We start from the raw sequence: 26380 nt of genomic DNA on the forward strand, positions 1-26380 counted from the left end.
CGTCACTCGATAATTTCCACTACCTCCAGCCAGGCGTTTTTACCGCACGCCTGGCCCCCATTCAGCCAGCGGCGCAGCATATCCAGCGCCAGCATCGCCACCGACTCCTGACGCAGCCGCAGGCCGTGGCGCGACGCACGATAACGCACGGTCTGGCCAATACCGCCGCGCGGCGTGTGCAGCGCAATGCTCACCTGCTCATCGCGCATGGCGCTGACCGCCAACGCCAACGGCGCACCGGTCAACTCCGCCAGCGAGCGGGCGCGGGCCAGCGTCGTTTCCAGCGTTTCGATACAGTGCGCCGGCAGCAGCTCGCCCCCCGCCAGCGGTGCACCCTCGCTTTGCAGCTGCAGATTGATCAACCCGCCGCTGAATTGCTCGCTCAACGCCAGCTTCAGCCCTTGCTGACTCAGCCGCTGCGTCAACAACGCCGGCAACCCGACGGTGCCTTCAAAAATGCAGTTGTCCCCCGCCACTTCGCGCACGCGCCGCCATGCCTGCTCCATTTCCGCACGCCGGCTTTCCGGCCCGGTCAGCTTCAGTTCGATAATCGGGCTGGATGAGCGGTAACCCAGCACCACTTCCGGCGGCAGCGGCATGCCATCCAGTTCGGCGGCCAGATCGCTCTCGGAAGTGCCAAACGTCGTCAGGCGCAGGCATAGCGGCGGCGCCGGTAAGGTGAAGCGCTGGCGCAGGCGCGGCACGATCTGCTGTTCGACCATCACTTTGAATTCCGACGGTACACCGGGAGTGAAGAACATCTGACATTTGTTCAGCTGCAATGCGAAACCGCAGGCGGTGCCCACCGGGTTATCCAGCATTTCCGCGTTGGCCGGGATCTGCGCCTGCTTGCGATTGGAAGGAGCCATCGGCCGCCCACGCTCGGTGAAATAGGCTTCCATGCGCGCCAGCCAGTCGGCCCGTTCGACCAGCTCTACGCCACAGGCTTTCGCCGCGGCCAGCGCGCTGAGATCGTCGCTGGTCGGCCCCAGGCCGCCGTTGACGATCAGTACATCGGCGATATGGCTTCGTTCCTGCAGGATCTCGATCAACGCAGAGAGGCTGTCTCCGACCGTTTCACGCCCGCTCATCGGCACCCCCTGCTGGAACAGGTAGTCCGCCAGCCAGGCGGCGTTGGTATCAATAATTTGCCCGTGCAGCACCTCATCGCCGGTACTGAGCATCTCTACCCTTAACATTGATCTCTCCCACATTTTTTGGTCATTCCACTATAGAAGCCCGTAAATAACTTTTCACTAGCCGCCTGCGGATAATTTCAGCCATGGGCCCGTTCCTCATGTGCCATGCAGTCTGCCGCAATGTAAACATTTATGTACATCATTCGTAACGTCGGTTTGACACAAATTAGGGCTTCCACTATCCTGCCATCCTCATAAATCGTTACCTATAATTTTCAAAATCTTTCGGCTGGTAGAGAAAAAACGTGAAGAATCGCACTCTTGGCAGTGTTTTTATCGTGGCGGGCACCACCATTGGCGCCGGGATGCTGGCGATGCCGCTGGCGGCGGCCGGCGTCGGTTTCGGCGTCACGCTGGCCTTACTGGTCGGGCTGTGGCTGTTGATGTGTTACACCGCGCTGTTACTGGTGGAGGTTTACCAGCATGAGCAGGCGGATACCGGTCTGGGCACGCTCGCCAAACGTTATCTCGGCGGCGGCGGCCAGTGGCTGACCAGCTTTAGCATGATGTTCCTGATGTACGCCCTCACCGCCGCCTATATCAGCGGCGCCGGCGAACTGCTCGCCACCAGCATCAGCCAATGGACGTCACAGGACTTCCCGGTGTCGCTCGGCGTCCTGCTGTTCACCCTGGTGGCCGGCGGCGTGGTGTGCATCGGCACCCACTCGGTCGACTTGTTCAACCGCATCCTGTTCAGCGCGAAAGTGGTGTTTCTGGTGGTGATGCTCGGCCTGATGTTGCCGAATATCCACCAGACCAATCTGATGACGTTGCCGCTGGAGCAAGGCCTGGCGCTGTCGGCCATTCCAGTGATCTTCACCTCTTTCGGCTTCCACGGCAGCGTGCCGAGCATCGTCAACTACATGGGCGGCAACATTCGCAAACTGCGTTGGGTGTTTATCATCGGCAGCGCGATCCCACTGATCGCCTATATCTTCTGGCAGCTGGCGACGTTGGGCAGCATCAGCTCCGACACCTTCGTCGGCATCCTGGCTCAGCAGGCCGGGCTGAATGGCCTGTTGCAGGCGGTGCGTGATGCAGTAGCTTCGCCGCACGTTGAACTGGCGGTGCACCTGTTCGCCGATCTGGCGCTGGCGACCTCGTTCCTCGGCGTGGCGCTTGGGCTGTTCGATTTCCTGGCCGACCTGTTCAAGCGGCAAGATAACGTGCGTGGCCGCCTGCAAACCGGCGCCATCACCTTCTTGCCGCCGCTGGCCTTCGCGCTGTTTTATCCGCGTGGTTTCGTGCTGGCGTTGGGTTTCGCCGCCATCGCCCTGTCGGTGCTGGCGCTGCTGCTGCCTTCGCTGCTGGTGTGGAAAACTCGCCAAAAGCATCAGGCGCAGTACCGCGTCTGGGGCGGCACCCCGGCGCTGGCGCTGGTGTTTGTCTGTGGGGTAACGGTGATCGCCATCCAACTGGGCATCGCCAGCGGCATGCTGCCGGCGGTCGGGTAACGTATTCGGGGGCCGTTTCGGCCCCCGAATCTGTTCAAGCGGGTGGATTAAGAATAGCGTCAATCTGCGCCGCAGTGAGCGACAGACCGAAAAAGTCCCGATAAAAACCTCTCGTCTCTTCCCGCATGTCAATGTCGGCAAAACGCGCCGGGTACAGCGTTTTCGCCAACCATAAAAACTGCAGCGCCTCTTCGCTGGTCTCGCGACACCACCAGAACATCCCCTTCGGATTGACCACGACCCGATGCCGCAAAACGGCATCGATGCCCTGCCATTGCGCAGACGTGCGTATCTCTTCGGCATCGCGCCTGTTCATCGCCACGATCACCTGCGGATTGGCGGCCACGATCTGCTCCAGCGCCACTTCGCCCGCCCCCTCTTTTTTCAGGCCAAACCACGTTTCCGCCACGTTGGCGGCGCCGGCCAGATCCATCCAATCCTGGTTAAGCGACGGCCGCCCTGAGGTGATCAGCGGATTGCCCATGCTGTGATAAACGCGAATGCGCTGCCCTGGCGGCAAATCCTTCAGCCGCTCGGCGACGCGCGCCACATTACGAGAAAAATAGCGCTCGTAAGCCAACGCTTTTTCCTGCGCATCCGGCCCCAGCGCGGCCCCCGTTTTTAACACTCGCTCGCGCAGCGCCGCCATCGAATTGGCTTTAAACGCCAATACGCGCACCCCAGCCCGTTCGAGTAAATCCAATTGCGGCACTTTCATGCTGTCAGGCACAAACAGCAGCCGAGTGCCAAGCGCGATGATTTGTTCCGGATTCAACGCTTGCCCACTATTCACACTCACTACCGGAACGGCGTCAATGCGCGGCAGGCTTTGGCGAAACAGCGGGATCTGTTTCGCGACATTCGAGGTGCCGACGATGTTATCGCCATAACCCAGCATCGCGATGATGGCGTTTTGCGCGGGCCACGGCGAGGCAATGCGCATTTCGCTCGCAGGCGGCGCAGCCCACAAACTGCCGTGCAACAACACGCCAGCCAACAGCCCCCATACGGGCAACGATACGATTCTCATAGCACCCTCAGAAGTCGAACGTGACAGATGCGCGCACTTCACGGCCGTTGCCGAGAAAGGCGCTCGACGAACCGCCATTGCCATCCGTGCCCGACGGGAAAATAGAGGCCCAGTAATGTTCGTTAGTGACGTTATTGACCGCCAGCCGCCAGGTCGCAGGCACAGAATGAATCCGGGTAACGTAGCGGGCCCCCAGGTCCAGCGTGGTGTAACTGTCAGCCCAGGTGCTGTTGGTGTCGTTCGCCGCTCGCTTGCCGGTATAGTGCACGTTGGCGCTATAGACCCATTGCGGCATCGACGGCAAGCTGTACTCCACCAGCATATTGGCCTGCACCTTCGGCACACCGACCACGCGTTTGTCGCGTGTGCTGTCGGAAACCGTCTCTTTCAGTTGCGGATCGAGCAGAGTGACGCCGCCAAAAAGGCTCAGCCCGTCACCCACGCGCCCAGCGGCCGTCAGCTCCAGGCCATTGTTAACCTGTTCGCCTTGCTCCTTGTACACACGGTCTTCGGCGTCAACATAAGCGAACGGCCGCTTGAGGCGGAACAACGCGGCGCCGAGGTTCATTTCCCCGACGTCGGCTTTCAGGCCAACCTCATACTGCCGGCTGCGGTAGGGTTTGAGCGTCTGCCCTTCGTTCTTCACGCCTTCCCCCAACGGGGCCGTACCGCCTTGCTCCAACGAGTCGGCATAGCTGACATAGGCCATCAGCGTCGGGGTGATTTTGTACATCAACGCCGCATTCGGGCTGAAACCCTGCTGATTGTCTTCTTCGATTTTCTTGCCGTCAGCGCTGTAATTCCGCGTCTGCAACCAGCTTTCGCTTAAATACAGCATCGCCGACCACTGCGGATTGAATGTCAGCGTATCGCCGAACGTCACGCTCTGCTGGCTGTTCTCGCTGGATTTATAGCGCGCGCCGTTCTTGGGGATTTTTCCGTCGCCCGGCTCATGCAGCGCCGACGGATGGTACATATTGTCGATGCCCAAATCGTAGCGCCGGCTGGCCCCCTTGCCGCTGTAGATAGACCAGACGTAGCCCGTCGTAGCGAGCGCCAACTCATGCCCCACCGAACCGGTATCGACATGGCCGTTCAGCGCCAGCGTATTGCTCAACACCCGAAATCGCCCCGAGGCGCTGGAGTCGCTCATCGACCGTTTGATATCGCCGCTGCCGTTGAGCAGAGTGCTGGATACCGAACGCATGGCGCGATCTGCCTGTTGCCACCCTATGCCGCCCGTGACTGACCAATCGTCATTAAAGTAATGAATCAGGCGCGTGCTGAGGGTATCGGTGGTTAAATCGTTGCCCGCCGTCTCGAGCGCCAGGTGTTTATTCTGCGGATTAGGGGCGGAGGGCAACGGAACATTCGGCCCATAGCTGAAGCCGCCGGGGTAACCCTTTTGCAGAAACTCGTAATGGCTGGCGTCCAGCTGCAGCTGCGTGCCCGGCTTGATATTCCAATCGAACGCCACGGCCAACAGCCGACGGCGCAAGGTACTGTCGTCAACGCTGCCTTCGCCCTCTTCGTTGAGGGCATTGATGCGATAGCCAAACATATTGTCGTCGTCGAGATGGCCGCCGAGATCGACGTGGCCGCTGAAGGCGCTGCGGCTCTGATACCCGAGCGTCACCTCGCGTAACGGTTGCGGCGTCGGGCGTTTCGCCACAAAGTTGAACTGCCCGGCCGGGCTCGCAGGGCCATACAACGCACCGGTCAGGCTGTTGAGCACGTCCAGCCGTTCCAGCATTTCAACGGGAAAGGCCGTGGTGGAGACAATGTTCAACCCATCCAGGCGGCTGTTCGCCACCACGCTGCCCTGCATACCGCGGCTTTGAGGCCGCCCGACGTCCATGCCGCCGCGAGCCTGCATCTGCGTACTCGGTGAATATTTCAGCAATTCGGCGACGCTTTTCGCCTGCTGATTATTGATCATCGGTTGGGTCACGGTGGTGGAAGAATAAGGCGTATCGATCCAGGCCCTGGTACCCAGCGGCCCGAGTTCAATCTCCGGCGTTTTAAAACCGGCGCCGGATGCGCTTTCCGTCGCGGGGGATAACGCGTGGCCGGTGACGGTCAACACCTCGTCACGATCGGCCTGCGCCGCAGCGGTATAAGGAAAGAGTGAGGCAAGCAGCGGCATCAGCGCCGCCAGTGGATTTCGGTAAGTCATGACGTCCATATCGTTATATAAATATTTATATTACGTATTTTACGGCATGTGCTCGCCTATGGCGATGCCGATCGTCGAGTCTTTAAATTATTTAATCTTTTGCCATTCAGAGTCCGGATGGATTTCCCGTTGATGGCACAAATAAAAATCCCCCGGCCAAGGACCGAGGGATTCGGAAAACGCGATGGGCCGCAGCCCGTCAGCCGGCCTTAGAAGCTCAGGCCGACACCGACATAAGGGCCATCGGCCAGGGTGTTGTCGCGACGCCCGTCTTTGCCTTCCATCTGCATGTAACGGTAGCCCACGTCCACGCTCAGCGGACGGAACTTCCAGCGCAGGCCGCCGCTGGCTTCGTTATAGGCCTTCACGCCGCTGGTGAAAGACTCAGGGGCAAAGTAACCTTCGCCGTGCAGGCTGAAGTAACGGTTAATTTCCCACTCCAGGCCGCCGCCCAGCGCCACCGCCCCGCCGCTTTTCCCGTCTTTCGGGCTGAGGTACAGCGCTTTGGCGCCCACGGTCGCCGTCAACGGCCCCAGCGGCACGCCGAAGTTCAGGCCCACGCTGCCGACGTTGCCGTCGTGGTCGCTGCGCGCCCAGTTGCCGGTCAGGCCCAGACCTGAAGAGCCGGTGCTCATACCAACGCCCAGGTTGGTGTAGTGTTGCCCGGCTTCGCCCGACACGCTGATGGCGTTCGCCGCGCCGGTCACAAACAGCAATCCTGCCGCGCACGCGACCCAAGTCTTTTTCATCATCTTTCCCTCTGGTTTGTCATCCGTACTGAATGATCGAATCAACGCATAATAATAACGTCATGAGTCTATACCAAAGCGCAATGAGTATTTAAGGGATAAAAGCGAAAAAATTCTTCAATAATCAAATAAATGTAAAAATTTGCAAACAAAAATCCATATTCGTCAAGGCGATGCCAACGATAACCGAGACCTATTTGCCGTCGCTCGGCAATAGGGCTACAACTAGTAGTGGCTTTGACCAAGGTCAGGGGAAGAAGCCCCGCCAAAGGACTATGCTGATGAACGCTTAAACCGCCCGAGTCTTTACTTAACTGCACTACGATAAGGAGCAAGTGATGAGCAAGAAAGGACTGACCACCGCAGCCGGCGCCCCGGTTGTCGATAACAATAACGTGATCACCGCAGGCAAACGCGGCCCGATGCTGTTGCAGGACGTGTGGTTCCTGGAAAAACTGGCCCACTTCGACCGTGAAGTTATCCCCGAACGCCGCATGCACGCCAAGGGTTCCGGCGCCTACGGCACCTTTACCGTTACCCACGACATCACCCGCTACACTCGCGCCAAGATCTTCTCCGAAATCGGCAAACAGACCGACATGTTTATCCGCTTCTCCACCGTCGCCGGTGAACGCGGCGCCGCCGACGCCGAGCGCGATATTCGCGGCTTCGCCATGAAGTTCTATACCGAAGAAGGCAACTGGGATTTGGTGGGTAACGATACGCCGGTGTTTTATCTGCGCGATCCGCTGAAATTCCCCGATCTCAACCACGTGGTGAAACGCGATCCGCATACCAACCTGCGCAACCCAGTCTACAAGTGGGACTTCTTCTCCCACCTGCCGGAGTCGCTGCACCAGCTGACCATCGACTTCAGCGATCGCGGCATTCCGAAATCCTACCGTCACATGCACGGTTTCGGCAGCCACACCTTCAGCTTTATCAATGCCGCCAACGAACGTTTCTGGGTGAAATTCCACTTCCGCTGCGAGCAAGGCATTGAAAACCTGATGGATGAAGAAGCGGAAGCGATCATCGCCAAGGATCGCGAAAGCTCACAGCGCGATCTGTTCGATGCGATCAAACGCGGCGACTTCCCGCGCTGGAAGCTGCAGATCCAGATCATGCCGGAGCATGAGGCCTCGCAGACGCCATACAACCCGTTCGACCTGACCAAGGTGTGGCCGCACGGCGACTACCCGCTGATCGACGTCGGCTATTTCGAGCTGAACCGCAACCCCGACAACTACTTCTCCGAGGTTGAGCAGGTGGCGATGAACCCCGCCAACGTGGTGCCGGGCATCAGTTTCTCGCCGGATAAAATGCTGCAGGGCCGCCTGTTCTCCTATGGCGATGCGCACCGCTACCGCCTGGGCGTCAACCACCACCAGATCCCGGTGAACGGCGCCAAATGCCCGTTCCACAACTACCATCGCGACGGTGCGATGCGCGTGGACGGCAACAGCGGCAACGGCGCCACCTACGAACCGAACAGCTTCGGCCTGTTCCAGGAGCAGCCGGACTTCAGCGAGCCGCCGCTGAGCATTGAGGGCGCGGCCGACCACTGGAATCATCGTGAAGACGACGATTACTACAGCCAGCCGCGCGCGCTGTTCAACCTGCTGAGCGCCGAAGAGCACCAGCGCATGTTCACCCGCATCGCCGGCGAACTGTCGCAGGTGCCGGAACACATCCAGCGCCGTCAGGTCGAGCTGTTCACCAAGGTGCACCCCGACTACGGCGCCGGCGTCGCCAAGGCGTTGGGGCTGAAATAATCCCCCTGCATCATTCACTCAGCCGCCCTTACGGGCGGCTTTTTTATGCCTCAGAGAGACGCTGCGCCACCCACTGCTGCAACTGGCGGCGCGAAATCTTGATGCCACCGTTTTTCAGCTCGTCAGGCAGCGGGAGCAACGCCGCCGGGCGTTGGAAATTGGCCAGCTTATCCTGCGACCAGGCAAGCAACGCCGCCAACGACAGCGACGGATCGCCATCGATTACCGCCACCGGCCGCTGGCCGAACTCGGCGTCCGCCACCGGCACCACAAACGCCTGCGATATCTGCGGGTGCGCCGCCAGCACGCGTTCGATATCTTCCGGCTGCACCCCTTCGCCGCCGCTGAAAAACAGGTTGTCCAGCCGGCCGAGAATGCGTAGCTCCCCCTCGATCATCGCGCCGCGATCGCGGGTCGCAAACCAGCCCTGTTCATCGGCCAACGGCTGCAGATGGCCATGACGCCAGTAGCCAAGCGCCAGGCTGTCGGCGCGGATCCAGACCTCTTCATCCACCAGTTTTACCTCGCGGCCGCCGAGCGGCAGGCCGACACCCAGCCGCGCATCGGCGCGCTTGGCGCACACCGTGGAGGCCAGTTCGGTCAGCCCGTAGCCGCACCAGCAACGGATCCCCGCCGCCTCCGCCCGCTCGGTCAGTTCCACCGGGATCATCGCGCCGCCGAGCAGCACCGCCTTCAGCGTCATGTCCGCCAGCGGTTGCGCCAGCAGCCGCCACAGCTGGGTCGGCACCAACGAGGCATGCGTGCATCCCGCCAACGCCTCGTTCAGCGGGTGCATCTCGCGCACCGCCAACCGGGCGCCCGCCGCCAGCCAGCGCCAGACGATACCCTGGCCGGAGACGTGAAACAGCGGCAATGACAGCAGCCAGCAATCCTCGCGCTGAAACGCCATCAGCCCCAACACCCCGGCGGCGCTGGCCAGATGGTTGGCATAGCTGTGCGCGGCCGCTTTCGGCATGCCGCTGGAACCGGAAGTCAACGTCAGCGTCGCCAAACGCTGCGCATCCCACGTCGGCAGGTCTGGCCAACGCGGTTCGGTCGAAGGCGGGGTCAATCGAATCACGTCTTCCGGCAGCGCCGGCAACGAGTCCGGACCGAAGACAAAGGTCATATCCAATTCCGGCAACAGCTGCGCCAGCAGCGGCGTCGGCAAGGCGGGATTGAGCGGCAATAGGCGTGCGCCGCACTGCAACAGCGCCAGATAGGCCAGCAGCAGCGGATAGCTGTTTTTACCGCACAGCGCCACGCCGCAGCCCGGTTCAACGCCCTGATGCTGGAAATCCGCCGCCAGCTCATCCACCTGGCTCTGCAACTCCAGCCAGCTCAGCGGTTGTTCGCCGAGCATCAGCGCCGTCGCCTGCGGCTGAGTGCGCGCCCAATGTCGCCACGGCCAATCGTTCAACGGCGCCATAGGCACTCCAACGCCGAGACATCCAGCAGCGGCAACGCGCTGCCCGGCCACGGGCGCAGCACCTGTGCCTGCATCAACCCCAGCGTATCCAGCCCCGGCACGGTGTCCGGCGTCAGCCAGCGGGCGATGCGCGCCAGCTGGGTCAACCCCAGGCTGGATTCGAGGCTGGAGCTGATCACCGCCGTCAGGCCCGCCGCGTGCGCCTGCGCCACCAGCGTCTGGCAACGCGCCAGGCTGCCGACCAGCGTCGGCTTGATCACGATGGCCGCCACGCCCGGCTCGGCCTGCACCACAAAGTCCGCCTCCCGCACGCTCTCATCCCAGGCGATGGCGATACCGGTCGCCCGGGCGAAGTCGCGCGATTCATCACGGGTCTTGCAGGGCTCTTCCAGGAAAGCGATACGATCGCGCCATGTCGGGTTAACGTACCTGGCGAAGCCGTCGGCCTTGGCGCGGGTCCAGCTGCGGTTGGCGTCCAGCCGCAGCCGCAGATCCGGCAGCGCCTCCAGCAACACGTTGACGATCATGCCGTCCCGCACCGCCTCATACAGCCCCACCTTCACCTTGGCGACTTTCTCGCCCGGCAAAGCGCTCAATGTCTCGAACAGCTCATCCGGATCGCCGGTGCACAGCGGCGCCTTGCGAAAATCCGCCTGCATCGGCAAACGCTGCTCCAGCTCGGCCTGCGCACAGCTGAGCCCAAAGGCCACCGAGGGCAGCGCGCTGTGCTCCGGTTCGTTGCCCGCCAACCAGGCCTGCAGCCAGCCCAACGCGGCCTGTTCGGCCTGCGCCGGCGTTTCCCGGCTGAATTCCGGCAGCGGCGCGATCTCGCCCCAACCTTCACGCTCGCCCTGACACAGCTGCACCACCCACCCGTCACGCGTTTTCAACCGTTGATTGCGCAGCACCACGCCCGCCTCCATCGGCAGGCTGTAACGGTATAGCGCCGCGCTGCGGTTTGCTCCGCTCATTACGGGTTACGCTTGAATTTGCTGAAGTCCGGTTGGCGCTTCTCGTTGAACGCGTTGCGCCCTTCCTGCCCTTCGTCGGTCATGTAGAACAGCATGGTGGCGTTGCCCGCCAGCTCCTGCAAACCGGCCTGGCCGTCGCAGTCGGCATTCAGCGCCGCCTTCAGACAGCGCAGTGCCATCGGGCTGTTCTGCAGCATTTCGCGGCACCAGCGCACCGTCTCTTTTTCCAGTTCGGCCAGCGGCACCACGGTATTGACCAGGCCCATGTCTAGCGCGGCGGCGGCATCGTATTGGCGGCACAGGAACCAGATTTCGCGCGCCTTCTTCTGACCGACGATGCGCGCCATGTAAGACGCGCCCCAGCCGCCGTCGAACGAGCCCACTTTCGGACCGGTCTGGCCGAAGATGGCGTTATCCGCCGCGATGGTCAGATCGCACATCATGTGCAGCACGTGGCCGCCGCCGATCGAATAGCCGGCCACCATCGCCACCACCGGCTTCGGGCAGGTACGGATCTGGCGTTGGAAGTCCAGCACGTTGAGGTGGTGTACGCCGCTGTCGTCGCGATAGCCGCCGTAGTCGCCGCGCACTTTCTGATCGCCGCCGGAGCAGAAGGCCTTATCGCCGGCGCCGGTCAGAATAATGACGCCGATGCCGTCGTCGTAACGGGCGTTGGCCAGCGCGTCGATCATCTCTTTGACCGTTTGCGGGCGGAACGCGTTGCGCACCTGCGGCCGGTTAATGGTGATTTTGGCGATGCCGTCGGCGGATTTGTGATACAGGATGTCTTCGAAATCGCCGGTGCAATCCTGCCAGGCGATAGCGGCATACAGGTGTTCTTCATTCGGATAAAGCATGTTCGGTTCCTTTAACCAGGGTTAACGAGAAATGTCTGCAGCTCGGCGACGAAATCCTGCGGATTGGCCAGATGCGCGTTGTGGCCGGCCTGCGGCACGATGCGCAACGGCAACCCGGCGTCGCGCGCCAGCCGTTGAAATTTGGGATCGTTCTCACCGCACAGCACCCGCAGCGGCACGGTCAGTTGGCGCAGCTGCGGCGCCAGATAAGGCTGCCGCCCGAGCGAGGTGGCTTCGAGCATGTCGGCAATCGCCGGGCCGCTGTTGACCGAACGCGCGGCGATCAACGCCTGGCGGTGCACATGGCTAAGCTCTTTGAACACCGGCTGCTGATACCAGTCCGCCAGGACTTCGGCAATCAGCTCACTGCGAAAACGCGCCGCCCATCGTGCATCCTGCTCGCAACGATCGCGGCGCTGTTGTTCGTCCTCCAGCCCCGGATTGCCACCCTCGACGATCACCCCTTGCAGGCCGTCATGGCGGCCGTGGCAAGCGTGATACATGGCGATGCGCCCGCCGAGCGAGTAGCCCACCAGCCAATAACGTTCAATATTGCGCAGTTGCAGGGTCGCGGCGATTTGCGCGCTGATGTCGTCGAAGCCGCGGCAGCCCACCGCCACGGAATCGCCGTGGCCGGGCAGATCGATGGCCAGCGACGGCCATTCCGGGCAGCGCGCGGCGATCACCCGCCATTCATTGTTGTTGCCGAGCAGGCCGTGCAGCCACACCAGCCACGGGCGGCCCGCTTCGCCCTGTTGCAAAATTCGCGTCGCCAGCATCATTGCACCGCCATCTGTTGTACCAGGTATTGCAGGCTTTCGGCCCCTTCACTCGGCGACACCTGCAGTTCTATCAGCGTGGCGCCGCCGCGCCGCCAGCCTTGCTCAACCGCTTGTTGCAGCTGGCTCCAGTTCTCCGGCCGCGCGTAGTCAAGCTGGAACATCGCCGCCGCATGGCTGAACTCGACGTTCTGCGGCATGCAGTAAAAGCGCTGACGATCTTCTTCGGGCGTCGGCAGCAGCGAGAAAATTTGGCCGCCGTTGTTATTGACGACGATCAGCACCGTCGGCGCCGAGCAGTGGCGCAGCAGCGCCAGCGCATTGAGGTCATACAGTGCGGAAAGGTCGCCCACCACCGCCAACGTTGGCCTGGCGGTGGCACGCTGTACGCCGGCGGCGGTGGAAATCAGACCGTCGATACCGCTGGCGCCACGGTTGCTGAATACCGGGTAAGCGACGGGCAATGGCGTTAACGCGTCGATCAGTCGCACCACCAGGCTGTTGCCGAGAAACAGCTGGCCGTTCTCCGGCAACAGTTCCGGCAGGCGGTGCGCCAGCTGCGCTTCGCCAAAGTTATCGTACAGATGCGTGGACGCCGCCGTCAGCGCCTTATCCGCCAGCGCAGCCAGCCCGGCGGCCCACGGCGCACGCGGTTGCGCCGGATGCTGCGCCAACCACTGCGCCACGCCGGCGCGCAGGCGCCGCCCCCGGTGCTGGGCCGGATCGAGCCGCCCCGGCAGCTCGTCGATGACCCAATACTCTTCCGGCCGGCACTGCGCCTGCCACTGCAGCAGGCGTTTGCCGGTCAAGCTGCCGCCGAACTGCACCACCAGCTGCGCGTCTTGCAACAGGCGCTGCGCCTGCGGATGCGCGAGCCACAAATCGGCACAGGGCAGCGGTTGCCCGGTCTGCGACAGTACATCGCCGATCAGTGGCCAACCCAGCGTTTCGGCCCATTCCGCCACCTGTGCGCCCTCTTGTGCGTTCATGCGGCCGGCGAGCACCACGCCGCGCTTTTGTCGCCAGAAAAACCAGTCCGGCTGCGGCAATGGCACTGCATGCGTCTCGCTTTCCTGCAGCCAAGGCCGATCGCTCTGCCACCAGTCGCCCAGCGCGGCGGACCAATCGGCATAGTGACGCTCATCGCCGCCGTACAGCGGTTCGGCGAACGGGCAGTTGATATGCAAAGCGCCATGCTGCAAGCGCGCCATCGCGCTGTCGACGCTGGAGGCCAACCACGCGGCCGGAATATCCGGCGTAGGACGCGGCAGATCGATCGCCAGCGTCGGGTGGCTGCTGTAGAGGCCGTTTTGACGGATCGCCTGATTGGCGCCGCAGTCGATCAGTTCCGGCGGTCGATCGGCGGTGAGAAACACCAGCCGTTCACCGGTCAGGCCGGCTTCGATTAAAGCCGGGTAAAGGTTCGCCGCCGCGGTGCCGGACGTGACGATCACCGCCACCGGCTCACGCGCCGCCTTCGCCAGCCCGAGTGCCAGATGGCCGAGCCCGCGCTCATCAAAATGGGTATGGCAGATAAACGATCGGTTGGCCGCGGCGGCCAGCGTCAGCGGCGTGGAGCGCGATCCCGGAGCGATACAAACATGCCGCACCCCATGGCGGGCCAGCGCCTCGAGCAGCACAGCCGCCCACCGGCGATTAAAAACACTTGTCGACATAGTTCGCTCACAAGTCAGTTAGCAGAGATCGTCTCCGACGCAGCCGACAGACGCCGCGCCTGTAGTTACGCTCTGTATTATATGAGGTGTTATTTTCACGGCTTTTGCGCCAGCGCAAGAACGCCGTATATCCCTGGGTGTTTACACCAGATAATTATTTGATTTAGAACAAAAAACAAACAATAAACACACAAACACTTTACACTTGCGGCGGCGTCGGCTCAATCCGTCCATATAAAAACAAGGGAAATAGGGGTGCTCCAACGGCGGCTAGCGGGAAGTATAGGCGGGATAAGGAAAAGCTTTCGGTAAAACGGCGGAATGAACAACACAGTCTGAAGAAAAACACGGGGCGGCCTGCGCCGCCCCGATGGCATGGTTTATTTGCGAGCCAGCAACAATCCCAGCACCAGCCCGACGGTGGCGCCGATGCCCACGCTGTGCCAGGGTTTGTCCCGCACGTAGTCGTCGGTGCGGTGCACCGCTTCTTTGGCGCGCGCATAGTAAGATTCGCCGGTGTTCGCCCAGCGCGCCTTGACCTCACTCAGCGCCTGCTCGGCGTGCGACTTGATGTCGATGTAGGCCTGATCCGCGCGGTCGCCGGTGTATTGCAGCACTTCTTCCAGCGTCTCGGTCAGCATTCTCAGATCGTCATCCAGCGTAGTTTGCTCAGCATCCGTATGTCTTGCCATCGTGAGATCTCCGTGGTTGAAAAATTAAGCGTTCCTACACTATAGACAAGGATCGCCGCCTGCGGCCATCGGACTTTTACCCTAAAACACCAATTGCACCTTGGCAGCCTGGCGTTTATCGCCGGCAAACGTCAGCGCCTGCGCCAACTGCCCGCTGGCGAATTCCGCCGACAGCAACGGCAGCGGATCGATCACGCCGTCGGCCAGCCAGGCCACCGCCAACGCGAACTCCGCCACGAAGCGGAACGATCCAAGCAGATTCAGTTCCTTGGCAATCAACAACATCAGCGGAAAATCGGGGAAGCTGCCGCCCATGCCCACCTGCACCACAGTGCCTTTGGCGCAGGTGATCTCCAGACAGCGCTGCAGCGACTGCGGGTGCCCCGCCACTTCGAAGGCGACGTCAAAATACCCCTTGTCCTGCAGATAACCGCTAAAATCGTCGTCCGCGGCATGCAGGCACCGATCGGCCCCCATTTGCCTCGCGATCGCCAGGCAGCGCGGACTGAGATCGGCGCAGACAATCTCGGCGGCGCCCAGCGCTTTCAGCGCCGCCACCAGCAGGCAGCCGATCGGGCCAACGCCGGACACGAAAATCTTTTTCCCCGTCACATCGCCGGGCTGCTTCGCCGCGTGGACAGCCACCGCCAGCGGTTCGGCGAACACCATTACCCTGTCGTCGCGATCGGCGGCGTAAGGAATGCACTGCGCGCTATCCACCACTTTGTATTGGGTAAAAGCGCCGTCGACGTGCGGAAAATACATCGCGCTGCCGAAAAAGCGCATCTCGACGCATTGATTGCTTTGCTGCGCCAGACAGTATTTGCACTGCCCGCAGGGTTTGCTGGGATTGAGCGCTACCTTCTGCCCGACCGGCAGCTGCGGCGAATCGCTGGCGACCACCTCACCGATCACCTCATGGCCCAGCACCATCGGCTGACGCACCTGAAAATTGCCGACCTTGCCTTCCTGGAAGTAATGCAGATCCGAGCCGCAGATGCCGCCGCGGCTGATTTTTACCAGCGTTCCCTGCCCCCGATAATCCACTTCTTGCGCGATCACCGCCACGTCTCGCTTGCCATTGACCACGCAGGACTGGGTTTGAATTTTCATCTCCAGACTCCACGAAAAAAGATTACACCGCCGCAGACATGCCGCCATCGACAAACAGCAACTGCCCGTTGACGAAGGCGGAGGCGTCGGCGGCCAGGAACACCGCCGCGCCGATCAACTCCTGAGGATCGCCCCAGCGCGCGGCAGGCGTGCGTTGGGTCAGCCAGGCGGTGAATGCCGGATCGTCGGCCAGCGCCTGCGTCATCTCGGTTTTGAAGTAGCCGGGGGCGATGCCGTTGACCTGAATGTTGTAGCGCGCCAGCTCCACGCACATGCCGCGCGTCAGCATTTTCACCGCGCCCTTGGACGCCGCATAAGGGGTAATGGTGTCCCGCCCCAGCTCGCTTTGCATCGAACCGATATTGATTATCTTGCCGCGCCGGCGCGGCACCATATAACGCGCTACGGTCTGCGACACGATGAAGACCGCCTTCTGGTTGACGGCGATGATGTCGTCCCAATCTTGCTCCGGAAATTCGGTGAACGGGTGGCGGCGCTGGATACCGGCGTTGTTGATCAAGACGTCTATCGCGCCGATGTCCGCTTCGATACGGTCGATGGCGGCATGCACCGCCTGGGAGTCGGTGACGTCGAACGCCGCCGCATCGGCGCGCAGCCCCTCTTCACGCAGGCGATCGGCGGCGTGCCGGGCATGTTCTTCGGTGGTGGCATTGATCAGAATATGCGCGCCTTGCTGTGCCAGGCCGCGCGCCAGCAGAAAACCAATGCCGCGCGAGGCACCAGTGATTAAGACGGTTTTGTTATCCAGAGAAAACAGGTTGTGCATGGTGATTCCCGGCCTTCAGGCCTCCAATCGGACAGACCTCTATCTCAGCCGATTGTTACCGGTAAAAACGTGATGGGAATCACTGAAAATAATGTTACGAAACCCTGTTACTTTTAACGTGATCTCACGCAATCCCTACAGGAAGAGTCAATACCTATCCCTTTTAAAATAGACAATTTTCAACAGCGTTACCGTCCTGGTTATCAGGAGATACTGCCGCACAGCGGCGCGGCAGCAACTCACTCGGCGGCACCGTTTGAGCCGGCATTCGGGTCCATCGGCGGCGTAGCGCGGGCTTTATCGCTGCGTGCCGCCCACCACAGACCGCTGTTTTTCATCGCATAGCCGAACAGCAGGCCCACCAGCAGGGAAAGCGTCACCAGCGGCCAATCGCCGCCGCCGGCGAAGGTCGCACAGGCGCCGATAAAGGTGCCGGGTACGAATCCCAGCCACTGCTGTTTAGCCTGAATGCACATCAGGAACGCCACGATGCCGGTCAGCAGATACCCCAGCAGATTCCACTGCGGCGCCAGTTCGCTGCCGTGGATGATCGCCATTGCCCAGAAGACGCCGCTGCAGCAGGTCAACGCGCCGATCAACAGCCCTTTCAGTCCGCCCTGCGGGCAGGCGAAATACGCCGTGCAGCCGAGAAAGCCGGCCCAACCGATCAGGCCCAAACTGACGGCAACCCATCCCCAAACGCCGGACAGGATCCCGGTGGTGACGGCAATGGCGAAAAGAACGTTCATAAAGTGACCTGCAGCAAAAAGAAAGCGCGCAGTTTACCCGAAAACAGGCCAATTTATGCGATGAAAATCACACTATAAATGTAATTAAAGAATCATTAATTATAAAAAATAGATATTCATCACAAAGTAATTAGCGAGGGAACCCCACCCGGGACGTCTTCCATGCCAACAACAGGCACACCACGGTGCTGCCCAGGAACAGCAAATGGGTTGCCTGATTCAGATCGACGCGATCGACCACCACGCCCAGCAAGATCGGCACCCAGTTGGCGATATAAGCGATAACGTAAAACAGCGAAAGCAAACGCGCATGGCTGGTCGGCGGCGAAATCAGGTTCACTAGGGTCGCGCTGCCGACGAAAATGGCGCCATAAGCATAGCCGGCCACCACCAGCCCCACCGCCGCCAGCCCAAGAGAATGCCACTGGATCGCCATGGTGAACACCACTGCCGCCAGCACCTGCGCCAGGCAACCGAACAACAGCGAATGACGGGCGTTAACGCGGCGGCTCAGGATCTGGCTGATACCGGCGATCAGCAGATACACCGCAATCGCATAGCCAAAGACGCCACGAGCGTGCAGGCCTAACAGCGTTTCCGCCACGCCGGGGCCGATTGCCAAAATACTGGCGGCCAGCGCCCAACAGATAAATAAAGCCCCTGCACACACAAAGAATTTACCGCCGGTGGCGCGCAAGCCATCGAGCAGCGAGCTTTTTTCTGTCTCGGCCGACGTAACATGGCTCGGCGCCGTAACCACGCCACGCGGCCACGAGAACATCACGCCCAACGCAGCCACGGCGGCCATGACCATGATGAAAACAAATGGCAGCGTCGTGGGATGGAAACCGGTCTGCAAGGCGATGCCGCTGAAGATCGGGCCCAGCGCCAATCCGGTGGTGAATGACAGCGTCGCGATCAACGCCGCATTTTTGCCGCCGTCGCGCGGCCCAAACCGCACCAACGCGATGTTCGCCGCGCCGGTTAGCGCCCCGGTGCCCACCCCGGCCAACAGCCGCGCCATCAGCATCATGGCAAAGGTATCAGCCTGCGCGAACAGCAGGGCGCCGCTCAACACCACCAGCAATGCCGGCACGATCATACTGCGTAAATCCTTTACTTTGCCGGCCAGATTGCCGACGCCGAACAAAGAGATCAGCACGCCGGCGGCATAGGCGCCGTAGATGACGGTCAGACTGACCGAGCTTAGCGTAAGCTGCTGCTGATACAGCGGATAAAGCGGCGTCGGCGCGCTGCTGTTCAGCAATGCCGACATCAAAGCCAGCGCCAGGAACAATAAAATTGTCCTGCCCGACGCCTGAGCATTTTGCGGCGCCGCAATCTGGCTGGCGGTATTTTCTGACATGTTTCAACTCCCAAAGACGGCAGACGGCGGCCTGCCGTCGACATTTTCCTCACCCGGCCTGCCGGGAACGGCGCTTATCATAGCGTTCCGGCGACGGGCGAAGTATCGTCAAGAATGAATCACCCTGATGCATTCTTGCATCACCAGAGAAATAACCGCCGATGTGCAGCCCGCTAACCGTCTTTCTCTCCCCCCGGGCAGAACAACGCTTTATGATAGAAACCGTTATTGTTCGCCAGGCTCGGCCTGTGCCCCACGGCGCCGACAAATCTGCAGAGAGGAAATGGCATGATGAATTGGGACGACGCGCGCTTCTTTTTGGCCGTCGCACGCTGTGGCACGCTACGCAAAGCCGCCAACCAGCTGCATGTCGATCAGGCGACCGTCGGTCGACGGCTTTCCGCTTTCGAAGACGCTCTCGGTTCCAAGCTGTTTATCCGCACGCCGAAATCCTTCGCCCTCAGCCCGTTGGGGGAAGAAATGCTGGCGGACGTGATGAAGATGGAGAATGCGGTGCAGGCGATCAACCGCAAAGCCGCCAGCGGCGATGGCAGCCTGCACGGCCACGTGAGCATCGCCACCACCGATACCCTGGCCGAAGCCTTCGTGATACCCGCGCTGCAAGATCTGCGGGAACGCTATCCGGCCATCACCGTCACGCTGCTGACGGCGGTCAACATCGCCGATATTTCTTACCACGGCGCAGATCTGGCGATCCGCGGCGCCCGTCCCGATGACGATGAGCTGATCATCAAACGGTTAGCCACCATCGAAATGGGCCTGTATGCCACTCAGCACTATTTGGCGCGGCGCGGCATGCCGGTCAAAGGCGAGCAGTTGCGCGGCCACGATCTGCTGATGTTCCCGCGCGAGCTGGTGCCGCGCCACTGGAACAATTTCTGCGGCGAGGCTCTGCACGAGCCCAACGTCGTGCTGCAATGCAATTCACAGCTGCTGCTGCGCTCCGCCACTCGCAGCGGGCTGGGCATCGGCCTGCTCTCCGCGTTTCTGGCGGATAAAGACCCGGAGCTGGTGCGCCTGTTGCCAGAGAATAAAGACTGGGTGGATATCTGGCTGGTGCTGCATCCCGATTTGCAGCGTGCCGCCCGCGTGCGCGCGGTGGTGCAGGCGCTGGAAACGTCGTTTAGCGCCCATTACGGCTAAGTGCCGTTTCTCCATAAAAAAAGGCCGCCGAAGCGACCTTTTTACCGTCTGAAGCGTTATCAGAACGTCGGCTGCGCCATCTGCACCAGCGAAATCAGCGGCTGCGGATAAACACCCAACAGCAGCACCAGCGCGGCTGAGATCAGCACCACGACGCCACCGGCGGTCAACGCCCAGTTGTTCGGGGTGTCGCGCTGCAGCGATTCCGGCGCGCTGAGGAACAGGCTGACAGTCACGCGCAGGTAGTAGTACAGGCCAATGGCGCTGCCTACCACGACTGCGCCGGTCAGCCACCACAGGTGTGCGCTGACGCCCATCGCGATCACGAAGAACTTACCGATAAAGCCCAGCGTCATCGGGATACCGGCCAGCGACAGCATCATCACCGTCATTACCGCGGACAAGATTGGCTTATGCCAGAACAGACCACGGTAAGAGAACAGCGAATCCGCATCCGGGCCGCGGTACGGGCTGGACATCAGGCTGACCACGCCGAAGGCGCCCAGGCTGCTGAACAGGTAACCGGCCAGGTAAACGCCGGCGGTTTCCAGCGACAGCTGATGGGTTTGCACCGCAATCAGCGCCACCAGCAGGTAGCCCAGGTGAGCGATCGACGAGTAGCCCAGCAGACGCTTGATGTTGGTCTGGCTGATGGCCATCAGGTTACCGAACAAGATAGAGCAGAACGCGATGATCGACAGCACCAGGCGCAGCGCTTCGTTGTCGGCGGCTGGGGCATACAGGAACAGACGCATCACGACCGCGAAGATCGCAATCTTGCTGGCGGTTGCCAGGAAGGTCGAGACCGGCGCAGGCGCGCCCTGATACACGTCCGGCGTCCACAGTTGGAACGGCACCAGCGACAGCTTGAAGCCCAGACCGACGATCATCATGCCCATACCGGCCAGGATCAGCGGCTGGTGCATCATGTTTTCCTGCAGGCTCTTGCCGAGGCCGGCCAGCGACAGATCGCCGGATTCAGCGTACAGCAGCGCCATGCCGAACAGTAGGAACGACGACGCGGCGGCGGACAGCAGCATGTACTTGATGGCGGCTTCCAGCGGGCGCTTCTGACGATAGGCATAACCCACCAGGCCGAACAGCGGCAGCGAGATCAGCTCAATGCCGATGAACAGCGAAGCCAGATGGTTGGCGCTCGCCAGCAGGATGCCGCCCATGGCGGCGATCAGCACCAGCAGGTAGAACTCTTCGCGGTTATCCGGATAGCCGACCAGCCACGGATAGGCGAAGGTGCAGGTCGCCAGACTCGCCAGCAGCACCAGCCCGGTGTAGAACATCGAGTAGCCGTCAACCCGCAGCAGCGGGGTGACGTCCATTGGGCCTGCCTGGCCGACAAAGTACAGCGAAAGCAGCGCCAGGTTGAGACCGATCACGGTCAGGGTGGCGTTGATAAAGTGGTCGCGTCGCCACGCAATGCCTAGCATCACAACCACCACCGTCAATCCGACGATCAACAGCGGCAGCAGTGCGATCAGTTGTTGAGGAGTTATTGTCATGGCGAATTACGGCCTTGTTGTTGAAATTGCTGAAACTGACGAACCAAACCAGTGTTGCACGTTGCTCATCGCCGCGTTGGAAGTATCCAGAATCGGCTGCGGGTAAACCCCCAGCAGAACCAGCAACACCACCAGCAGCAGAATGATGAACAGTTCGCGCGCGGTCATGCCCTGCAGCGGCTGGTCGGATTTAGGCGCACCGTAGTAAGCGCGCTGCATCATGATCAGCGAGTAAACCGAAGCGAACACCAGACCGAAGGTAGAGATCACGGTGATCACCGGCACCACCTGGTAGCTGCCGAACAGAATCATGAATTCACCGACGAAGTTACCGGTACCCGGCATCCCCAGCGTAGCCACGGCGAAGAACAGCGACAGCGCAGGGATGAATTTGATACGCCCCCACAGGCCGCCCATCTGACGCATGTCGCGGGTATGCAGACGCTCATACAGCTGGCCGCAGATAATAAACATACCGGCGGCGGACAGACCGTGCGCGATCATCTGGATCACGGCACCCTGGTAAGCCAGCTGGCTGCCGGTGTAGATGGCAATCAGCACGAAGCCCATGTGCGATACCGAGGTGTAGGCGATAAGACGCTTGATGTCAGTCTGCGCGAACGCCATCCAGGCGCCGTAGAAGATGCCGATCACGCCCAGCCACATGGCGATTGGCGCGAACTCGTGCGAAGCCTCAGGGAACAGCGGCAGGCTGAAACGCAGCAGGCCGTAGGCCGCGGTTTTCAGCAAGATGCCCGCCAGGTCGACGGAACCTGCGGTCGGTGCCTGGCTGTGCGCGTCCGGCAACCAGCCGTGCAGCGGCACCACCGGCATTTTCACCGCGAAGGCGATGAAGAAGCCCAGCATCAGCAGATATTGCACGTTGTGGGACATCGGCGTTTGCAGCAGGTCTTCGTAATCGAAGGTCCACACGCCGGTGGCGTTGTAATGCACGAACACCAGGCCCAGGATCGCAATCAGCATCACCAGACCGCTGGCCTGGGTGTAGATGAAGAACTTGGTCGCCGCGGTGATACGGGTTTTACCGTCCGACGCTTTGTGCCCCCACAGCGCGATCAGGAAGTACATCGGCACCAACATCATTTCCCAGAAGAAGAAGAACAGGAACATGTCGATGGCGAGGAACACACCGATAACGCCGCCCAGGATCCACAGCAGGTTGAGGTGGAAGAAGCCCTGATACTTCTGGATTTCACGCCAGGAACAGAGGATCGCCAGCACGCCCAGCAGACCGGTCAACACCACCATCAGCAGCGACAGACCGTCCAGCGCCAGGTGGATGGAGATGCCGAAGCGCGGGATCCACGGCAGCAGGAATTCGCTCTGCCACTGCGGAATGCCTTTCGGCGTGGTCAAGGTATAGCCGCCCTGCATCCACAACTGCAGAGAGAGCGCCAACGTCAGCCCCATTGCGATCAGCGCTATCCAGCGCGGCACCTTAGTACCGAAGCGCTCAAGCTGCCAGCACAGCAGACCGCCGATAAAGGGGATAAGAATTAGCCAAGGTAATAGCATGGCGTTTTGTGTCCCTTATACGAATAATTTCAAACTTTGTACGTAGCGCCTGCCCGGCGCTACGCCCGAAAAATGCGTCTGTTTAAATTATTCAATTAAACCAAAATCAACAGAGCCAATACGACCACTGCACCCACACCCATAGACGCTATATACCAACGCACCTGACCGTTCTCGCTCACCGTCAGACCGCGGTTCCCCCAGCGGGAGAAGACGGCCGGCAGGTTCATCAGCGAGTTCAGCGGATCACGCTGCAGCAGCTTCGCAATGCCCAGATACGGCTTGACGAACACTTTGTCATACAGCCAGTCGAAGCCCCAGGCATGGAACCACCAGGTCGAGAAGAAACGACCCGGCGCGCTGTTGGCGATGCTGTTGACCAGGCTGCGTTTGCCCAGCCACAGCGCGGCCGCCAGCAGAATGCCGACGATAGCCACCACGCCAGAGGTGATTTCCAGCGTCAGCACGCTGCCGTGCGCCAGTTCGGTGGTCTCCGGCAGCACGCCCTGCAACGGCGGCACGATCATCGCGCCGACGAAGGTAGACAGCACCAGCAGAACCAGCAGTGGCAGGTGGTGAGTGATGCCTTTACCGGCATGCGCTTTGATTTTCTCTTCGCCATGGAACACGATGAAAATCATACGGAAGGTGTACAGCGAGGTCATGAACGCACCAACCAAGCCGGCCACCATCAGGTTGATGTGACCGTTGGCCATCGCGCCCGCCAGGATCTCGTCCTTACTGAAGAAGCCGGCCGTGACCAGCGGCAACGCAGACAGCGCCGCGCCGCCCACCAGGAAGCAGACGTACACCAGCGGGATGCTCTTGCGCAAACCGCCCATCTTGAAGATGTTTTGCTCGTGGTGGCAAGCCAGGATCACCGAACCGGACGACAGGAACAGCAGCGCCTTGAAGAACGCGTGGGTCATCAGGTGGAAGATCGCCGCGTCCCATGCCTGTACGCCCAGCGCCAGGAACATGTAACCGATCTGGCTCATGGTGGAGTAAGCGAGCACGCGCTTGATGTCGGTCTGCACCAGCGCGGCGAAGCCGGCCAGCAGCAGAGTGACCGCACCGACGATGCCCACCAGGTGCAGCACTTCCGGCGCCATCAGGAACAGGCCGTGCGTACGGGCGATCAGATAGACGCCCGCGGTCACCATGGTCGCCGCGTGGATCAGTGCGGAAACCGGGGTTGGGCCCGCCATCGCGTCCGCCAACCAGGTTTGCAACGGCAGCTGCGCCGATTTACCGACCGCGCCGCCCAGCAGCATCAGGGTCGCCCAGGTGATGGCCGTGTCGCCCACCGCCAGTTTCTGCGGCGCCAGGATCATCAGCTCGCGGATGTTCAGCGTGCCCAGCTCGTTGTAGAGGATGAACAGCGCGAACGCCAGGAACACGTCGCCCACGCGGGTGACGATAAAGGCTTTCATCGCCGCCGCGCCGTTGGCCGGATCTTTGTAGTAGAAACCGATCAACAGGTAGCTGCACAGGCCTACGCCTTCCCAACCCAGATACATCAGCAGCAGGTTGTCCGCCAGCACCAATACCACCATGCTGGCGATAAACAGGTTGGTGTAAGCGAAGAAGCGCGAATAGCCCTCTTCACCGCGCATGTACCAGGAAGCGAACATGTGGATGAAGAAGCCGACGCCGGTGACCACCGACAGCATGGTCAGCGACAGGCCGTCCAGCACCAGGGTCACGCCGATATTGAAGTTGCCGACGGCCATCCAGGTCCACAGGCTTTGCTCGAACAGCTGCACGCCGGCGGCTTTCTGGGCGAAGAAATCCATCGCCACATACACCGTGACCAGCGCAGCCAGGCCGATAGAACCCACGCCGACGGTGGCCGCCGTGTTTTCAGACCAACGACCGCGGGAAAATGCCAACAGCAGGAACCCGATCAGCGGTAGCAGAATTGTTAAATATAATAGGTTCATCCGCGCATCTCACTGACAGTATCAATATTCAGGGTATGACGACGACGGTAGAGCTGCAGCAGCAGCGCCAGGCCGATACTGGCCTCGGCTGCCGCCAGGCTGATCGCCAGGATGTACATCACCTGCCCGTCCGCCTGGCCCCAGTAGCTTCCCGCCACGATAAACGCCAACGCCGCAGCGTTGATCATCACTTCCAGGCTGATCAGCATAAACAGCAGGTTGCGGCGCACCAGCAGCCCGGTCAGCCCGAGCACAAACAGGATAGCCGCCAGGATCAGGCCGTGTTGAAGAGGGATCATGCTTGCTCCTCCGATTTTCTTCTCGCCATTTCGCCACTCGCCGGCGCGTTGCTCAGCACCTCGCCAGGCTTGTGCTCGCGGCCGATATGGAAGGCGACAACCAGACCCGCCAACAGCAGCATTGAAGCCAGCTCAACCGCCAGTACGTAAGGCCCGAACAGGCTGATGCCCACCGCCTTCGCGTCAACCATCTCGCCGCTGATACCCTGATCGGATACGCTGCGGATCGCGACGATCAATACCACCAGCAGCGCCAGTGACAACAGGCCAGGCCCGATCCACACCGTCGGCTTCATCCAGTCGCGTTCTTGCTGCTGCACGTTGCCGAGGTTCAGCATCATCACCACGAACACGAACAGCACCATGATGGCGCCCGCATAGACGATGATTTCCAACGCGGCGGCAAAGTAGGCGCCGAGAGAGAAGAAGACTGCCGAGATCGCCAGTAACGAGACGATCAGATACAGCAGCGCATGCACAGGGTTGGTATGGGTGATCACGCGAATCGTCGCGGCCACCGCAATCAAACCTGCCAGATAAAATGCAATTTCCATGCTTGCTGGCTCCTTAGGGCAACAGACCTTTGACGTCGATCGGTTTGGCTTCGTTTTCGGCTTCGCCTTTGGCTTTGCCGTCAATCGCCATACCGGCCATCCGGTAGAAGTTATATTCCGGATATTTACCCGGCCCCGAGATCAACAGATCTTCTTTTTCGTACACCAGATCCTGACGCTTGTACTCACCCAGTTCGAAATCCGGCGTCAGCTGGATAGCGGTAGTCGGGCAAGCCTCTTCGCACAGGCCACAGAAAATGCAGCGCGAGAAGTTGATGCGGAAGAACTCCGGATACCAACGGCCGTCTTTCTGTTCCGCTTTTTGCAGCGAGATACAGCCGACCGGGCAGGCCACCGCACACAGGTTACAGGCGACGCAGCGCTCTTCGCCGTCCGGATCGCGCGTCAGCACGATGCGGCCACGGTAGCGCGGCGGCAGGTAAACCGGTTCTTCCGGATACATCTGGGTTTCGCGCTTGGCGAAGGCATGCATGCCAATCATCCAAATGCTGCGCACCTGGGTGCCGAAACCAACCACTAACTCTTTCAATGTCATGGTTTATTC

Annotated in this window: 23 protein-coding genes; 3 read left to right on the forward strand and 20 right to left on the reverse strand. The window is 60.9% G+C overall.

Translation table 11 applies throughout. The features are described 5' to 3' along the window. Positions 1-2 precede the first annotated feature (2 nt). Entirely contained in the window at positions 3-1199 is a 1197-nt protein-coding gene (locus FOT55_RS22535) for a nicotinamide mononucleotide deamidase-related protein YfaY (RefSeq protein WP_049207301.1), read from the reverse strand. A gap of 245 nt (positions 1200-1444) precedes the next feature. On the opposite strand from FOT55_RS22535, the gene tyrP reads away from it, so the two are divergent. Next, the gene (gene tyrP / locus FOT55_RS22540; protein WP_004935940.1) at positions 1445-2653 is read left to right on the forward strand and encodes a tyrosine transporter TyrP; all 1209 of its coding nucleotides are present in this window, start codon (positions 1445-1447) and stop codon (positions 2651-2653) included. A gap of 34 nt (positions 2654-2687) precedes the next feature. Here the strand turns inward: tyrP and FOT55_RS22545 are convergent, their stop codons facing one another. From FOT55_RS22545 to FOT55_RS22555, 3 genes are all read right to left on the reverse strand, one after another. Next, positions 2688-3683 (reverse strand): ABC transporter substrate-binding protein, encoded by a 996-nt coding sequence (locus FOT55_RS22545; RefSeq protein ID WP_147824050.1) that lies wholly within the window; start codon positions 3681-3683, stop codon positions 2688-2690. Between the two features lie 7 nt (positions 3684-3690). Next, positions 3691-5868 carry a TonB-dependent receptor gene (locus tag FOT55_RS22550; protein WP_147824051.1) on the reverse strand — a complete coding sequence of 726 codons (2178 nt, stop codon included), beginning with the start codon at positions 5866-5868 and terminating at the stop codon, positions 3691-3693. Positions 5869-6068: 200 nt separating this feature from the next. Continuing rightward, positions 6069-6608: a YfaZ family outer membrane protein gene (locus FOT55_RS22555; protein WP_033643844.1), complete on the reverse strand. Its 540-nt coding sequence runs from the start codon at positions 6606-6608 to the stop codon at positions 6069-6071. 338 nt (positions 6609-6946) lie between these two features. Here FOT55_RS22555 and katA point away from each other — a divergent pair, with 338 nt between their 5' ends. Beyond that, complete coding sequence (gene katA / locus FOT55_RS22560; protein ID WP_025303647.1) at positions 6947-8383, forward strand: catalase KatA; 1437 nt, start codon at positions 6947-6949, stop codon at positions 8381-8383. A gap of 43 nt (positions 8384-8426) precedes the next feature. Here the strand turns inward: katA and menE are convergent, their stop codons facing one another. The 10 genes from menE to FOT55_RS22610 all read right to left on the reverse strand — a co-directional run bounded on the left by menE (position 8427) and on the right by FOT55_RS22610 (position 18802). Next, positions 8427-9812 carry an o-succinylbenzoate--CoA ligase gene (menE, locus tag FOT55_RS22565; RefSeq protein ID WP_147824052.1) on the reverse strand — a complete coding sequence of 462 codons (1386 nt, stop codon included), beginning with the start codon at positions 9810-9812 and terminating at the stop codon, positions 8427-8429. Beyond that, a complete protein-coding gene (gene menC, locus FOT55_RS22570; protein ID WP_142591681.1) occupies positions 9800-10783 on the reverse strand; it encodes an o-succinylbenzoate synthase in 984 nt (327 codons plus the stop codon). Before menC ends, menE begins: the two co-directional genes overlap by 13 nt. Continuing rightward, complete coding sequence (gene menB / locus FOT55_RS22575; protein WP_043136531.1) at positions 10783-11640, reverse strand: 1,4-dihydroxy-2-naphthoyl-CoA synthase; 858 nt, start codon at positions 11638-11640, stop codon at positions 10783-10785. Before menB ends, menC begins: the two co-directional genes overlap by 1 nt. A gap of 11 nt (positions 11641-11651) precedes the next feature. Continuing rightward, positions 11652-12422, reverse strand: a complete 771-nt coding sequence (gene menH / locus FOT55_RS22580; RefSeq protein WP_043136534.1) for a 2-succinyl-6-hydroxy-2,4-cyclohexadiene-1-carboxylate synthase — start codon at positions 12420-12422, stop codon at positions 11652-11654. Then, positions 12419-14095 carry a 2-succinyl-5-enolpyruvyl-6-hydroxy-3-cyclohexene-1-carboxylic-acid synthase gene (menD, locus tag FOT55_RS22585; protein ID WP_147824053.1) on the reverse strand — a complete coding sequence of 559 codons (1677 nt, stop codon included), beginning with the start codon at positions 14093-14095 and terminating at the stop codon, positions 12419-12421. The genes menH and menD overlap by 4 nt, the downstream gene beginning before the upstream one ends. Before the next feature lie 380 nt (positions 14096-14475). After that, positions 14476-14787, reverse strand: a complete 312-nt coding sequence (elaB, locus tag FOT55_RS22590; protein WP_025303653.1) for a stress response protein ElaB — start codon at positions 14785-14787, stop codon at positions 14476-14478. Between the two features lie 81 nt (positions 14788-14868). Then, positions 14869-15900 (reverse strand): L-idonate 5-dehydrogenase, encoded by a 1032-nt coding sequence (gene idnD, locus FOT55_RS22595; protein ID WP_043136539.1) that lies wholly within the window; start codon positions 15898-15900, stop codon positions 14869-14871. A 22-nt stretch (positions 15901-15922) separates the two neighbouring features. After that, positions 15923-16687, reverse strand: a complete 765-nt coding sequence (gene idnO, locus FOT55_RS22600; RefSeq protein ID WP_025303655.1) for a gluconate 5-dehydrogenase — start codon at positions 16685-16687, stop codon at positions 15923-15925. 239 nt (positions 16688-16926) lie between these two features. After that, a complete protein-coding gene (locus FOT55_RS22605) occupies positions 16927-17436 on the reverse strand; it encodes a DUF1097 domain-containing protein (RefSeq protein ID WP_025303656.1) in 510 nt (169 codons plus the stop codon). 130 nt (positions 17437-17566) lie between these two features. After that, positions 17567-18802, reverse strand: coding sequence for an MFS transporter (locus tag FOT55_RS22610; protein WP_025303657.1), 1236 nt, complete (start codon positions 18800-18802; stop codon positions 17567-17569). A 288-nt stretch (positions 18803-19090) separates the two neighbouring features. Between FOT55_RS22610 and FOT55_RS22615 the strand changes: the two genes are divergently transcribed. After that, the gene (locus FOT55_RS22615; RefSeq protein WP_147824054.1) at positions 19091-19966 is read left to right on the forward strand and encodes a LysR family transcriptional regulator; all 876 of its coding nucleotides are present in this window, start codon (positions 19091-19093) and stop codon (positions 19964-19966) included. 59 nt (positions 19967-20025) lie between these two features. Here FOT55_RS22615 and nuoN read toward each other — a convergent pair whose 3' ends face one another. The 6 genes from nuoN to nuoI form a co-directional block, all read right to left on the reverse strand. Beyond that, positions 20026-21483 (reverse strand): NADH-quinone oxidoreductase subunit NuoN, encoded by a 1458-nt coding sequence (nuoN, locus tag FOT55_RS22620; RefSeq protein ID WP_025303659.1) that lies wholly within the window; start codon positions 21481-21483, stop codon positions 20026-20028. 6 nt (positions 21484-21489) lie between these two features. Then, positions 21490-23019, reverse strand: a complete 1530-nt coding sequence (gene nuoM, locus FOT55_RS22625; RefSeq protein ID WP_025303660.1) for an NADH-quinone oxidoreductase subunit M — start codon at positions 23017-23019, stop codon at positions 21490-21492. A 95-nt stretch (positions 23020-23114) separates the two neighbouring features. After that, entirely contained in the window at positions 23115-24962 is a 1848-nt protein-coding gene (gene nuoL / locus FOT55_RS22630) for an NADH-quinone oxidoreductase subunit L (RefSeq protein ID WP_015378577.1), read from the reverse strand. Next, a complete protein-coding gene (nuoK, locus tag FOT55_RS22635; RefSeq protein ID WP_004936014.1) occupies positions 24959-25261 on the reverse strand; it encodes an NADH-quinone oxidoreductase subunit NuoK in 303 nt (100 codons plus the stop codon). The genes nuoL and nuoK overlap by 4 nt, the downstream gene beginning before the upstream one ends. Continuing rightward, the gene (gene nuoJ / locus FOT55_RS22640) at positions 25258-25815 is read right to left on the reverse strand and encodes an NADH-quinone oxidoreductase subunit J (protein ID WP_019453717.1); all 558 of its coding nucleotides are present in this window, start codon (positions 25813-25815) and stop codon (positions 25258-25260) included. Before nuoJ ends, nuoK begins: the two co-directional genes overlap by 4 nt. A gap of 13 nt (positions 25816-25828) precedes the next feature. Then, positions 25829-26371: an NADH-quinone oxidoreductase subunit NuoI gene (nuoI, locus tag FOT55_RS22645; RefSeq protein ID WP_025160170.1), complete on the reverse strand. Its 543-nt coding sequence runs from the start codon at positions 26369-26371 to the stop codon at positions 25829-25831. Positions 26372-26380 lie beyond the last annotated feature (9 nt).

The organism is Serratia bockelmannii, from assembly GCF_008011855.1.
GTDB classification, from domain to species: Bacteria; Pseudomonadota; Gammaproteobacteria; order Enterobacterales; family Enterobacteriaceae; genus Serratia; species Serratia bockelmannii.